The sequence below is a fragment of the Desulfuromonas carbonis genome (genome assembly GCF_054658035.1).
Map to the genome: position 1 here is coordinate 1,877,779 of NZ_BAAHXR010000003.1, position 12,295 is coordinate 1,890,073.

A 12,295-nucleotide genomic window follows, 5' to 3' on the forward strand; every position below is an offset into this window, starting at 1 on the left:
AGGGAGGACTGAACCAGAATGTCCCCGGTCCACCAAAAATCCGCCCTCGCGCATCGCCTGCTCCCGCTCCTCGCCCTGATCCTGTTCGCGGTGGCGCTCTGGGTGTTGCATGATGTCCTGCGCCAGATTCACTACCAGCACGTTCTCGTTCAGCTTCGCGCTATCCCCGGACGCCGGATCTTTGCCGCGCTGGGGCTGACCGTGCTGAGCTACCTGGTCATGACCGGCTACGACCGGCTGGCGCTGCGCTATGTCCGGCATCCGCTGCCACCGGGGAAGGTGACCCTGGCCGCGTTTGTCAGCTACGCCTTCAGCAATACCATCGGTCTCTCGCTGCTGACGTCGGGGTCGATCCGCTACCGGCTCTATTCGGCCTGGGAGCTGTCGGCGGAAGAGATCGCCCGTCTGGTCGCCTTCACCACCCTGACCTTCTGGCTCGGGATCATTACCGTTGCCGGCGGGATCTTCGTCGCCCTGCCGGTGGCGTTGCCGCTGACCGAAAAGCTCCCTTTCGCATCGAGCTGGCCCCTCGGCCTGCTGTTCATCGCCCTGGTGGCCGGTTACCTTGCTACCGTCGCCTGGCGCAAGGAGCCGTTCCGGTTCCGCAGCTGGGAGCTGCCACTACCGTCCCTGCGTCTGGCCGCGGGGCAACTTCTGGTCGGGTCCCTCGACTGGCTCCTGGCCGGAAGTGTCCTCTTTGTCCTGCTCCCCGCCGCCTCTCCCCTCAGCTTCTGGCAGTTTTTGGGCATTTTTCTGCTCGCCCAGGTCGTCGCCCTGATCAGCCATGTCCCCGGTGGCCTCGGCGTCTTCGAGTCGATGATTCTCCTCTCGGCGCCGGGGATTCCCCCCGCGACATTGCTTGGGGCGATGCTGGTCTACCGGGGGATTTATTACCTGCTCCCCCTCGCCCTGGCGACCCTGCTGCTGGCCGGCAATGAACTGCTGCAGCGTCGGCGCCTGATCGGGCAGGCGGTGCTTCTGGCAGGGCGTTGGGGGAGCGCCCTGATGCCGCAGCTGCTGGCGGCGGCCACTCTGGTCAGCGGCGCGGTGCTGCTCTTTTCCGGGGCGACCCCGGCGCTGCCCGGGCGTTTGCACTGGCTCAAGGAGATGGTCCCGCTGCCGGTCATCGAACTCTCCCACTTTTTTGGCAGTCTGGTCGGAGTCTGCCTGCTGCTGCTGGCGCGCGGGCTGCAACGGCGGCTCGATGCTGCCTACCTGTTGGCTGCCGTCCTGCTCGGCGTTGGCAGCCTGTTGTCACTGTTGAAGGGTGGCGATTACGAAGAAGCCCTGCTCCTCGGGCTGATGCTGGCGGCGCTCCTCCCCTGTCGCCGCCACTTCTACCGCAAGGCCTCCCTCTTCAGTGAGCCCTTCAGCGTTGGCTGGGGGGTGACGGTCCTGCTGATTCTGGCGAGTTCGGTCTGGCTCGGAATCTTTGCCTACAAACATGTCGCCTATCGCCAGGAGCTCTGGTGGCATTTCGCCCTGCTTGGGGATGCGCCGCGGTTCCTGCGGGCGGCGGTCGGCGCCAGCACCCTGTTGCTGGTGCTGGCCGTGACCCGCCTGTTGCGGCCGGCGTCCCGGGACCCGGATCGCCCCGGTCCGGCGGAGATCGCTCGTGCCCGGGAGGTTATTCGCCAGGCGCCGGAGACCCTGGCCAACCTAGCCCTGCTTGGCGACAAAGCACTTCTTTTTCATGAGGCGGCGCCGGGGTTTGTCATGTACGGGGTGGAGGGGAGTTCCTGGGTCGCACTGGGGGACCCGATCGGGGCCCCGGACGGGGCCGCCGAACTGGCCTGGGAATTCCGCGAGTTGGTCGAACGGCATGGTGGCGAACCGGTCTTTTACGAGGTCGGGACCGCCATGCTGCCGGTTTATCTCGACATGGGGCTGACCCTCCTCAAACTCGGGGAAGTGGCCCGGGTGCCGCTGGTCGACTTTTCCCTGGAAGGGTCCGCAAGCAAGGGACTGCGCTATACCTACCGGCGCCTGACCCGGGAAGGGTGTGAGTTCGAGGTGGTGCCGGCGACGGGAGTGCCCACGCTGCTACCGGAGCTGCGGCAGATCTCCGACGCCTGGCTGGCGGCGAAGAAGACCCGGGAGAAGGGATTTTCCCTGGGACGGTTCGATGAGGACTACCTGTTGAATTTTCCGGTTGCCGTGGTCCGGCGCCAGGGAGCGGTGATCGCCTTTGCCAACCTCTGGCCGGGCGCCGATCACCAGGAACTTTCCATTGACTTGATGCGCTTCGCTTCGGCCGCACCGAGCGGCGTCATGGAATACCTCTTTATCTGTCTGCTGTTGTGGGGACAGGAAGCGGGCTATCAGCACTTCGATCTCGGCATGGCGCCGCTCTCCGGCATGGAAAACCGCCCTTTCGCTCCGCTCTGGAACCGGCTCGGCGCGGTCATCTTCCAGCATGGGGAACACTTCTACAACTTCGAGGGCCTGCGCGAGTACAAGGAGAAGTTTAATCCGGTCTGGGAGCCGCGCTATCTTGCCTGCCCCGGAGGCCTGGCGCTGCCAAAAATATTCCTCAATGTCGCGGCGCTGATCAGTGGTGGACTTAAAGGAGTTGTCAGCAAATGAGTAGGTTGGTATTGCCTGTCATCGTTTTTTTGCTCTATGCCGCCACCGCTCTCGGCGGAGAGAAAACTCTTCAATACGGTCCTTTTGGCACACTGACCCTTTATCAAAACCGCCCCCAGCCGAGCCACGTTGTTCTCTTTGTTTCCGGCGACGGCGGGTGGAACCTGGGAGTTGTCGATATGGCGCGCAGTCTGGCTGGTCTCGACGCTCTGGTGGTCGGTATCGATGTCACTCACTATCTGCGGCAACTCGCCAAAAGGAATCAAACTTGCTCCTATCCCGCTGCAGATTTTGAAAACCTGTCAAAGTTTGTCCAGAAAAAGCTCGGTTTTGATCGGTATCGCACGCCGGTACTGGTCGGTTATTCCTCGGGGGCTACTCTGGTCTATGGCCTGCTGGCACAGGCGCCTCCAACCACGTTTCGCGGCGCCATCTCTATGGGGTTCTGCCCGGACCTGCCGCTGAACAAACCCTTCTGTGTCGGGAATGGACTTAAGAGTGAGCCCTACCCCAAAGCTCCGGGATACCAATTTCTTCCTGCCACGACCTTGGCAGTTCCCTGGATCGCCTTTCAGGGGGCGAGCGACCAGACCTGCGCTGCCGAGAACGTAGCAACTTTTGTCAAGCAGGTCCGCGGCGGTGAGTTGGTCCTCCTGCCCAGGGTTGGGCATGGTTTTGCGGTTCAGCAGAACTGGCTGCCCCAGTTCCGGGATGCTTTTGCTCGGTTGGTGCGGAATGAGGTGCCTGGATCAGCCGCGCCGCCGGATGCGGGCAGTCTCAGCGACCTGCCGGTGGTCGAACTCCCGGCGCAGGGTGCGGCTACCGGCCTGCTGGCCGTTCTCCTCAGTGGAGACGGTGGCTGGGCTTCCATCGATCGGGAGGTCGGGGAGCGTCTGGCCGCCAGGGGGATTGCCGTGGTTGGTCTGAACAGCCTGCAATATTTCTGGACACCCCGCACCCCGGAGACGGCGACCCGGGATCTGGTCCGTCTCCTGCGGCACTACCTTGCTGACTGGAACTGTCAGAAGGTGGTGCTAATTGGCTATTCATTTGGGGCCGACGTGCTTCCGTTCATGCTCGCAAGGTTGCCAAAGGATCTGCAGCAACGGGTCGCGGTCGTTGCGTTACTCGCCCCCGGCCGGAATGCCAGTTTCGAATTCCACCTCAACGACTGGCTGGGAGGGAAGAACCCGGCAGAATTGCCGATCGCTCCGGAACTGGCGAAGCTGAAGGGGACAAAAGTGCTCTGTCTCTACGGTGAGGAAGAGCAGGAGACCCTCTGCCGCGACCTCCCTCCGGGAGACGTCGGGCTCCAGCCCCTGGCACTGGGCGGAGGTCACCATTTCAATAATGATTATGTCCGGCTCGTCGAGTTGATCTTCACTGCGGCTCAATCCGGCCAGTAAAGAGACTTCTCTTCTTGCCCGGGTGTTGAAACATTCCGCAACTCCTACAAAGGAAGGTGCCCCATGACCAGAAAATCATCGCCGCCCTTCAGGCGCCGGTCATCATGATGAGCCAGGGCCGTCAGGAAACCCGCGACCGGCTCCATGCTCAGCGCGATTGCCAGATTAACCTGAAGGCCGAGCTCGAAATTCGTCACCTGCACCAGAAACTCGACCATCTCTTCTCCCACCAATGGGAACGACTGGTCGAGGTCCAGGATATCCAGCTGGAACTGATCAACGAGGTTCGGGCCAGGCACTAGGGGGGAGATTTCCCCTCGCAGTCGACCCAACGCAAACGCCCCCCGAACATTTTGTCCGGGGGGCGTTAATTTTATTTGGGAACCAGCCTGTTACAGCACCAAAACTTCCACCCGTTCCCCGGCGGACAGCGAATCGGTCCCGGGCGGAAGGGCCAGCAGGGCGTTAGCACCCTGAATGCTGCGGTTTTGACCCGAGCCCTGGCGACCGGAAACACTCACCTGGTACTCCTCCCCATCCCAGTCGAGATGACACCAGAGAAAGGCCTGGCGGTTTCCGCCTCCCTTGACGGCGGCGGTCAGTCTCGCCTTGCGGGTAACGGGCCGGGCTTCGGCTTCGCCGGCAAGTTTGCGCAGTGCCGGTTTGACAAAGAGCTCGAAGGTGGCGGCGGTGGCCGCGGGATTGCCGGGGAGACCGAAGACCGGGGTCGTCCCGATGGTGCCGAAAAGAACCGGTTTCCCGGGTTTGATCGCAACTTTCCAGAAGCGGCGCTGGAAACCGTGGCGGTTCAGGCTCGCCTGGACATGGTCTTTTTCGCCCACCGAAACACCGCCGGTGGAGAGAAAGAGGTCGGCCTGGAGACCGGAGCGGATCGCGTTCTCAAGACCATCGGGGGTGTCGCGGGCGATGCCGAGGGGGAGGGGGTCACAGCCGAGTTCCTTCAGCCGCGCTACCAGCAGGTGCAGGTTGGAGTTGACGATCTGGCCGGGTCCCGGGGTTTCCCCCAGCTCAACCAACTCGTCCCCGGTGGAAAGGATGGCGACGCGGGGCCGCGGATAGGTGCGCACCCGGGTGATGCCAGCTGAAGCGAGCAGGGCGATTGCGCCCGCCGCCAGGCTGGTGCCGGCCGCCAGCAGCTGGTCCCCCTTGTGAAACTCCTCGCCGCGGCGGCGAACGTGTTGCTCGGGTTTTGGTTGCCGCGTCAAGCAGACCAGGTTCTCCTGCTGCGTCGTCTCCTCCAGCGGCACCACGGTGTCGGTCCCCGCCGGCAGGGGCGCGCCGGTGGTGATCTGGATGATTTCACCGGGAGCAATCGTGCCCGGGTGCGGGTGTCCGGCAAAACTGCTCCCGACCAGCTTCAGGGTGGCGCCTGCCTCTTGCCCGGCAAAGGCAAAGGCATAGCCGTCCATGGCCGAATTGTCGGCCGGGGGCAGATCCCAGCGCGCCAAAATCCCTTCTGCCAGCACACTTCCGACCGCCTGGTTCAGAGGCAGTTCCAGCGGCGGCAGCGGCTGGACGGTCTGCAAAACCATCTCGAGCGCAGCGTCATAGTTGAGCATTTCGATCTCCAGTGCAAAAGGTCAGAGGAACCGGGTCTGTCCCCGGAACCGGACTCGCGGTGGTTCAGGCCAGGAAGCGGGCGACGATCAGGTCGACGAGGCCGCGGGCATCGTTGAGGTCAAGAACCGGGACGTCGAGTTCGAGAGGCTGGTCGCTGGCTACCGCGAAGAGCTGCGGATCGTGCGCCTCGCCGCGGCAGAGCAGGGGCTCGCCACAGGCCTGGCGGTGGACCTCGATCTTTGGCATCGCGTTGCGCTTGAAGCCCTCGGTGAGGACGATGTCGAGGCCACTGCAATAGGTGGCGATGGTTTCCGCCAGGGACGGCTCCGCCCCCGGCGGGTTCTGTTTGACCATGGCGATCTGGGCTGGGGAGGTGATCAGCATGGTGTCGGCGCCGGCCCGGGTCAGGCGCCAGGAATCCTTCCCCTCGTGATCGATGCTGAAACTGTGGGCGTCATGCTTGATCGCGCCGACCCGGTAACCGCGGGCTTTCAGCTCGGTGATCAGTTTCTCCAGCAGGGTCGTTTTGCCGGTGCCGCTTTTGGCGACAATGGAGACAACCGGTGGGGTCATCCGTTCCTCCTGGGCCCGGGTGTACTGCTCCGGGGTGTTGAGATTGGTCAAACTGCGCTGCCAACCCGGCGGCAATTGCTCTCCGTCGAGGACGTTGAGGCGCAGCTGTGTATAGAGTTCGTTGATTCGGAAGCGTCCCTGGTTCAGCTGCGCTTCCATCAACGCCAGGCAGTTCTTGTGGTAGAGCGCGAAAACCGGCTCGTAGCCGTGGGCCGTGCGCGGCACCACGGCATCGGCGCCCGGGCGGAGACGCAATAGCGCCTCGACGATCCGTTGGTCGGGAAAGGGCATGTCGCAGGGAACAACGAAGATCCATTCGGTGGCCGCGGCGCGCAGCCCGGTGTGGATTCCGCCCAGCGCGCTGCCGGGATAGTGGTCGGCGAGCGCCGGAACCTCCGGCCGGGCGAGATCGGGGCGGTCGCCGGCGATCAGCACCCGGGGGAAGTAATCCTGCAACAGGGCGAGGGCGCGCTCGAACAGGGGCTCACCCTGCAGCTCCAGCAACGCCTTGTCGCGGCCCATGCGCCGGCTCTTGCCCCCGGCCAGCAACACGCCGGTGACATCGTGATATCTCTCTTTGGGGGAATCCTGCATCGGTCGTCCACACTGAGCGCCGGACCTTCGCGCTCAAAATGAGACACCCCGCAGGAATCCGATTGGCGGGGTGTCGTGTCTTGTTCTCAATAGTTTTCCTGATTAGGTCTGATTCTCAGCTATGACACATTCTGTCGCACAGGGAGCATAGAGTTTGGCCATGGAACTCATGAATAACAAGGAGGTTAGCATCCATGGCCATCAATCGTATCCAGTTCCAACCGGGGCTGAGCTTGGCTGATTTTCTCAAAGACTATGGTACGGAGGCCCAATGCGAGGCGATCCTTGAGCACTCGCGCTGGCCCCAAGGATTTGTCTGTCCAGCATGCGGTGCAAGCCGCGCGGTCCAGTTTCGGCGAGGACGGTCGAACATCTTCCAGTGCTGTCGCTGCCGCAAACAGATCTCGCTGATCTCCGGAACGATTTTCCATGGGAGCAATCTGCCGCTGACCCAGTGGTTTCTGGCCCTCTACTTCATGACACAAGGCAAGTCCGGCCTGTCGATGCTGGAGTTGAGACGAATGCTGGGTTTGAGCTACAAAGCGGCTTGGCGGCTCAAGCACAAGCTCATGCAGGCGATGTTCGAGCGCGAAGAGACAACGGTTCTGGCCCAGCGGGTCGAGATCGACGACGCCTACTTGGGCGGGGAACGCTCCGGCGGTAAGGTTGGTCGCGGTTCGGAGAACAAAGTTCCCTTCATTGCGGCAGTGGAGACCAGTCACGAGGGCCATCCGCTGCGAGCTGTTTTTAGCCGGGTGACGACCTTCAGCAGCCATGACGTTGATCAATGGGCCAAGAATCACTTGGCACCGACGGCGCTGGTCGTTTCTGATGGCCTGAATTGCTTCCGCGCCGTCACCAAGACTGGGTGCTACCATCAGCGAGAGGTGGTTGGTGATCAACGCAGAAGTACCGACATGGGCTGCTTCCACTGGATCAACACCATCCTGGGCAATCTTAAGACGGCCATGGCCGGAACGTATCATGCGTTTGACTTCGACAAATATGCGCATCGCTATCTGGCCGAGTTTCAGTACCGGTTCAACCGGCGGTTCGATCTGCGCAGCATGCTGCCAAGACTGCTGTTCGCCTGTGTCTCAATCGGCAAGCGGCCCGAGGCCTGGCTTCGCCGAGCTGAGAATTGGACCTAATCAGGATAGTTTTTGTCGGGCAGCGTTAGAGTCAGTCGTCCTTCTTGTCCTCAATCGTCCCGGTCTTCTCTTCTTTTTGCGCCTCTTCGTCGTCCTTGATCCCTTCCTTGAAGTTACGCAGACTCTTGCCGAGCGCGCCGCCGACCTGGGGGAGCTTGCCGGCTCCGAAAATAACCAGCACGAGGACAAGGATGATAATCAGTTCCTGGGTTCCGAGACCGAACATGGCGTGACTCTCCTGAGCAAAGGGTTGAGCGAATGATACACGCCTCCCGGGAAAAGTGCAAACGTATACAATATCGGGCCGTTGCTGCTATCTGGTTAAAAAAAGGGGCCGGCCGAAGCCGGCCCCAGGAGGCAGGGAACCGTCATTCCCTGGTGTGACAAGGTCTGCTGTTGCTACTGCTTGCGGGCGAATTGGGGGTTGTCAATCGGGTCGCCACCGAAGCCGAGGCCGTTCCAGTCCATGCGGCCGTTGTCGCCGTGGCAGTCGAGGCACTTAAGGGCCTTCTCCTTGGGCGCGACCTGGTGGTCGATGCGCCAGTACATGGCGGTCGGGGCGAAGCCGTATGCGCCACTGTAGGGGAGGCCGGTCGACGTCATACCGATTTTCGCCGCGCTGGCCCAGTCGAAGGTCGACCAGAAGCCATCCTTGCCGTAAATGTGGGCGGTAATCAGGATGTTGTTTTTCGAATCATAGATCTGTTTCCCCGTATGCACCTTGAAGGGATAGATCTTGGCGCTGGCGTCCTTGATGTCGCCGAGGGGGTAGGTGAGCCGGGTCACCTGGGTCGGGTCGATCTTTTCACCGCGCAGATAGAGGCCGGACTTGCCGTTGAACCAGGCGTAGGTCGGAACGACGTTCTTCTTCCAGGTCAGGGTCCCCATGGTCTTGCGATAGGTGACGTTGGCCTTGGTGGAGAGCTTGACGTCCTGGCCGGCCGTCGACCAGTCCCAGTCCATCTGGGTCGGCTGCTCGCGGGCAAATTCGGGGATGTGGCAGGTCTGGCAGGCGACCGTGGCAGTGTGCCGGTTCAGACGGCTCTGCCGGTGGGGGGCCGCGTCATGGCAGTTGATACAGCCGAATTCGCCCTTGCCGTCGGCCGAAGTCGCCATGTTGGCGCCGGAAATCTGGTGGTTGCTTGTCTCGTGACAGGTCTGGCAGGCGAAGTCCTGGCCGTCGGGGGACATGTGGACATCGAGGCTCTTGTCGGGGTACTCCATGGTGGAGTCGAGGTCGCCGTGCTTGACCGAGTCGCCGCCGCCACCGAAGAAGTGGCAGGTCCCGCAGTTGTAGCGGACCGGCTTGCCGACGTTCTGGGCGATGTTGAGGATATCGACTTCCTTCTCAACTTCACCGGCATTGTCGCCATCTTTGTGGTAGGTGCCGGTGGTGTCGTGGCAGACCAGACAGTCGACCTTGGTCTTGTCGCTGAAGTCGAAGCTCTTGTCGCGCCAGCCGTAACCGATGTGGCACTCGCTGCAATGGACCCGGTTGGTCGAGGTCGAGGTGCAGAAGTTGTTGAAGGCGTTGAGCTTGCCGAGATCAACCTCCTTGCCGTTGATCACCTGCTTGCGGGTCCAGGTCCAGTGGGCGGTCTGCATGATGGCGGTGGCTTCGGTGTCGTGACACTTGAGACATTGCTTGGTGGCGTCTGAACCCGTTTCGATCGGTCCGGTGATCAGCTTGGAGTGATCGACCGCCAGGGCCGGCAGGGCTGTCAGCAGGACGGCGGCTACCGCGACCAGGGTAATTTGCCAATTGCGGCTTGGTCTGTTCATGATGAGCTCCTTTGTTCGAAAAATTGGTGGTGTGGGGTGAACTTGACTGCTTTTTAATCAAAAGTTGGGTTCAATTCCCCGCAGCTTGCTGCGCGATTTTTACTAAGGGTGTAGGCTGTTGATACCCCGTAGCTTGCTGCGGGGTAGTTCATTTCCAATAATATGTATTTTCGAATATACTGCTGCGAAACTTGCCGCAACCTGACCAACCCGCTGCCTTTGCCCACGGCTAAAGTCGGTCCATTAACGGGCGTTCTGCCAGGTCCTCGGGGTTATTCCGGGGCGATCTTTGTCAGCCATTCCTGTTCAGTGGCACAAAAACAGGCCAGTCGGGCAGCAGCCCAGGCATAGACGGGGTGGGCTGAGGGTTCTGCCGCAATGCGGCCGCAGAATTCAGGAATCCAGGGTGCAAACAGGCGCTGAAAAAAACGGGCCTGCCGGATCACGGCAGATTGAGCAGCCTGCAGGTCACGGCGTTCGAACCCCTGCTCTTCCTTGCCGACCAGAAAATAAAGGAATTCAAGCTCGGTAGCGAGAAAGTCGGCGGGTTCGGTGGAACTCTGTTCAAAGACTAAACCTGCAGCCTGGTAGGCCTGGGCGACTTCCCCGGTCGAGGGGCCATGCAGCTGTTCGCCGGCATCGAGATAGACCGATCCGTAGGGCGGGGCCGGAACCCCGCCGCGACGGTTGATGAAGAGATCGGTAAAGGCGACCTGCAAGGCTTCAAGGTCATTCTCTCCGGCCAGCTTCGGCAGCTGGGCATCCTGATCCAGCAGCTGCGCCGGCTGGAGCAACTGGCCGGAAACCAGTTGCTCCAGTATAACCCGGTCGGGATAACTGAACAGGGTGCTGAACATGGCGTAGAGCTGTCGACGCTGGCTGACATGAAGCATTTTGCCGGTCCTCTATCTAGTGGCGGTGTCCGCCCTCGAGGTCAAAGAACTTTTCCGCCATAGTGTAAAGGAAGAGGCAGGTCGCAAGCGCCCCGACGACAATGGCGATCTCTGCAACGGACGGCACGTAGCTGAGCAGGCTTGGGCTCCCTTCCGCTTCGCGCATCGGAACCATCTGCCCGGCGATGACCAGGTCGTAGCGCATGAAGAAGATGCCGATCGTCGAGAGCAGTGAGGCAAGCATGACCCCGAAGACGGTACGGGTTCGGCGGTTGGCGACGATCGCCAGCGGGATCAGGATGCCGAGCGCCATTTCAAAGAACCAGAAGTTGAAGGCGAGCGGACCGGTCAACAGCGCCATAGTCGCTTCGTACTTCTCCGGCGGCTGGCCGTAAAGCCCCGGGATCAACTTCCAGATCACGAAGAAGAGGAGGATGCCGAGGAACAAGGCCTGGAGCTTGCCCATGGTGTACATGAACTCTTTGTACTGGGGAGAGAGGTCGATGTGTCGGGCCTTGTGATTGAAATAGACGATCAGGGCGGTCAGCGCCGCACCCGAAGCGAGCGCAGAGACGATAAAGTAGATCGGCAGAAACGATCCGTACCAGAAATGACGCGCCTCGAGCAGACCGAAGACCGCACCGAGGTTGGAATGGGCGGTGATGGCGGCAAAGAAACCGGCCAGGCCGGAGATAAAGGCGGTGCGGGTCCAGCCCCGCATCAGCGAGGTGAACTCGACGATCAGGCAGCACATGTAAAAGCCGTAAAGAGTCCCCATCCACCAGATCGGCGATTGAAAATTGGGACTGATGATGGCGTAGAGCGCGAGCCGCAGCGGATGGTTGAGCTCCATGGCGATGGTGCCGAAGCCGGTCAGCAGCGTCAGGATCGCGACCAGGTGGCCGCGGCGGCCGATCACCGTGAACTTTTCGAAGCCCCAGACATCGCCGAGGCTCGAAACCAGGCAGAGCCCGGTACTGGAGACGACGAAAAAGACATAGGTGGCAATGAGAATCCCCCAGGGGATTTCCCGGGTCAGGTTGTAGACCTCGCCGTGCCCTTTGATCAGGACGGTGACGACGGCAGCGGCTCCCGCTATCATTCCTGCGCCGAGCAGGGCGAACCAGAGCAACTCGCCGGGCCGTTTGGCTATCGTAGGCATGAGGTTCTCCTTAAATGATATAGAAGAGGTACGGCTTGGTCCCCATCTCCGGCTTCATGACCCGGGTCGGGTATTTGGCCAACAGGCGGGAGACTTCGCTGCCGGGGTCGTTGAGGTCGCCGAAGACCCGAACCTTGGTTGGGCAGGTTTCGACGCAGGCCGGAATCTGCCCCTGGTAAACCCGGTGGCTGCAAAAGGTGCACTTGTCGACTGCCTCGGTCTCCTCGTTGTAATAACGGGCATTGTAGGGGCAGGCGGTCATGCAGTACTTGCAGCCGATGCATTTTTTGACTTCGACGAAGACGATGCCGTCCGGGTTGACGCCGGTGGCCCGGGTCGGGCAGACCCGATTGCAGGGGGTGTTGGCGCACTGCATACACTGGCCCGGGGCGAAGTTCTGGCCGAGGTTGGGGTAGCTTCCGCGCAGCGGCTCCTCGGTGACCCAGTTGCGATAGTTGTCACGCCCGAGGGGGACGCTGTTTTCCGCCTTGCAGGCCACCGTGCAGGCCTTGCAGTCGATGCAGCGCCGGGTGTCGAGCACGATGGCGAAGCGTTTGTTCTTCATGG

General features: G+C 61.5%; 10 protein-coding genes and 1 pseudogene. 4 read left to right on the plus strand and 7 right to left on the minus strand.

From position 1 onward, the window contains the following. Window positions 1–18 precede the first annotated feature (18 nt). The 3 genes and pseudogenes from mprF to ACYQ8E_RS15440 all read left to right on the plus strand — a co-directional run. Entirely contained in the window at window positions 19–2,586 is a 2,568-nt protein-coding gene (mprF, locus tag ACYQ8E_RS15430) for a bifunctional lysylphosphatidylglycerol flippase/synthetase MprF (RefSeq protein ID WP_066724608.1), read from the plus strand. Beyond that, complete coding sequence (locus ACYQ8E_RS15435) at window positions 2,583–3,992, plus strand: AcvB/VirJ family lysyl-phosphatidylglycerol hydrolase (protein ID WP_066724611.1); 1,410 nt, start codon at window positions 2,583–2,585, stop codon at window positions 3,990–3,992. The genes mprF and ACYQ8E_RS15435 overlap by 4 nt, the downstream gene beginning before the upstream one ends. 77 nt (window positions 3,993–4,069) lie before the next feature. Continuing rightward, a pseudogene (locus ACYQ8E_RS15440) lies at window positions 4,070–4,294 on the plus strand (DUF1003 domain-containing protein); the annotation flags it as partial. 90 nt (window positions 4,295–4,384) lie between these two features. Here the strand turns inward: ACYQ8E_RS15440 and ACYQ8E_RS15445 are convergent. After that, window positions 4,385–5,572: a molybdopterin molybdotransferase MoeA gene (locus tag ACYQ8E_RS15445; RefSeq protein WP_066724616.1), complete on the minus strand. Its 1,188-nt coding sequence runs from the start codon at window positions 5,570–5,572 to the stop codon at window positions 4,385–4,387. Between the two features lie 64 nt (window positions 5,573–5,636). Beyond that, window positions 5,637–6,740: a bifunctional molybdenum cofactor guanylyltransferase MobA/molybdopterin-guanine dinucleotide biosynthesis adaptor protein MobB gene (mobAB, locus tag ACYQ8E_RS15450; RefSeq protein WP_459861367.1), complete on the minus strand. Its 1,104-nt coding sequence runs from the start codon at window positions 6,738–6,740 to the stop codon at window positions 5,637–5,639. A gap of 194 nt (window positions 6,741–6,934) precedes the next feature. On the opposite strand from mobAB, the gene ACYQ8E_RS15455 reads away from it, so the two are divergent. Next, window positions 6,935–7,891: an IS1595 family transposase gene (locus ACYQ8E_RS15455; protein WP_066723977.1), complete on the plus strand. Its 957-nt coding sequence runs from the start codon at window positions 6,935–6,937 to the stop codon at window positions 7,889–7,891. A 31-nt stretch (window positions 7,892–7,922) separates the two neighbouring features. On the opposite strand, the gene tatA is transcribed toward ACYQ8E_RS15455, so the two are convergent. The 5 genes from tatA to ACYQ8E_RS15480 all read right to left on the minus strand — a co-directional run bounded on the left by tatA (window position 7,923) and on the right by ACYQ8E_RS15480 (window position 12,293). Beyond that, window positions 7,923–8,117 (minus strand): twin-arginine translocase TatA/TatE family subunit, encoded by a 195-nt coding sequence (tatA, locus tag ACYQ8E_RS15460; RefSeq protein ID WP_066724622.1) that lies wholly within the window; start codon window positions 8,115–8,117, stop codon window positions 7,923–7,925. A 173-nt stretch (window positions 8,118–8,290) separates the two neighbouring features. Beyond that, window positions 8,291–9,673: a tetrathionate reductase family octaheme c-type cytochrome gene (locus tag ACYQ8E_RS15465; protein WP_066724624.1), complete on the minus strand. Its 1,383-nt coding sequence runs from the start codon at window positions 9,671–9,673 to the stop codon at window positions 8,291–8,293. A 272-nt stretch (window positions 9,674–9,945) separates the two neighbouring features. Continuing rightward, window positions 9,946–10,566: a TorD/DmsD family molecular chaperone gene (locus ACYQ8E_RS15470; protein WP_066724627.1), complete on the minus strand. Its 621-nt coding sequence runs from the start codon at window positions 10,564–10,566 to the stop codon at window positions 9,946–9,948. A 16-nt stretch (window positions 10,567–10,582) separates the two neighbouring features. Further along, complete coding sequence (nrfD, locus tag ACYQ8E_RS15475; protein ID WP_066724633.1) at window positions 10,583–11,728, minus strand: NrfD/PsrC family molybdoenzyme membrane anchor subunit; 1,146 nt, start codon at window positions 11,726–11,728, stop codon at window positions 10,583–10,585. Between the two features lie 10 nt (window positions 11,729–11,738). Further along, a complete protein-coding gene (locus ACYQ8E_RS15480; protein ID WP_066724636.1) occupies window positions 11,739–12,293 on the minus strand; it encodes a 4Fe-4S dicluster domain-containing protein in 555 nt (184 codons plus the stop codon). Window positions 12,294–12,295: the final 2 nt, after the last annotated feature.

What these genes read in the sequence shown, in the direction of transcription:
- mprF (WP_066724608.1), top strand. Translation starts at nt 19, where the DNA reads ATGTCCCCGGTCCACCAAAAATCCGCCCTCGCGCATCGCCTGCTCCCG.
- ACYQ8E_RS15465 (WP_066724624.1), bottom strand. Translation starts at nt 9,673, where the DNA reads ATGAACAGACCAAGCCGCAATTGGCAAATTACCCTGGTCGCGGTAGCC.
- tatA (WP_066724622.1), bottom strand. Translation starts at nt 8,117, where the DNA reads ATGTTCGGTCTCGGAACCCAGGAACTGATTATCATCCTTGTCCTCGTG.
- ACYQ8E_RS15470 (WP_066724627.1), bottom strand. Translation starts at nt 10,566, where the DNA reads ATGCTTCATGTCAGCCAGCGTCGACAGCTCTACGCCATGTTCAGCACC.
- nrfD (WP_066724633.1), bottom strand. Translation starts at nt 11,728, where the DNA reads ATGCCTACGATAGCCAAACGGCCCGGCGAGTTGCTCTGGTTCGCCCTG.
- ACYQ8E_RS15480 (WP_066724636.1), bottom strand. Translation starts at nt 12,293, where the DNA reads ATGAAGAACAAACGCTTCGCCATCGTGCTCGACACCCGGCGCTGCATC.
- ACYQ8E_RS15445 (WP_066724616.1), bottom strand. Translation starts at nt 5,572, where the DNA reads ATGCTCAACTATGACGCTGCGCTCGAGATGGTTTTGCAGACCGTCCAG.
- mobAB (WP_459861367.1), bottom strand. Translation starts at nt 6,740, where the DNA reads ATGCAGGATTCCCCCAAAGAGAGATATCACGATGTCACCGGCGTGTTG.
- ACYQ8E_RS15435 (WP_066724611.1), top strand. Translation starts at nt 2,583, where the DNA reads ATGAGTAGGTTGGTATTGCCTGTCATCGTTTTTTTGCTCTATGCCGCC.
- ACYQ8E_RS15455 (WP_066723977.1), top strand. Translation starts at nt 6,935, where the DNA reads ATGGCCATCAATCGTATCCAGTTCCAACCGGGGCTGAGCTTGGCTGAT.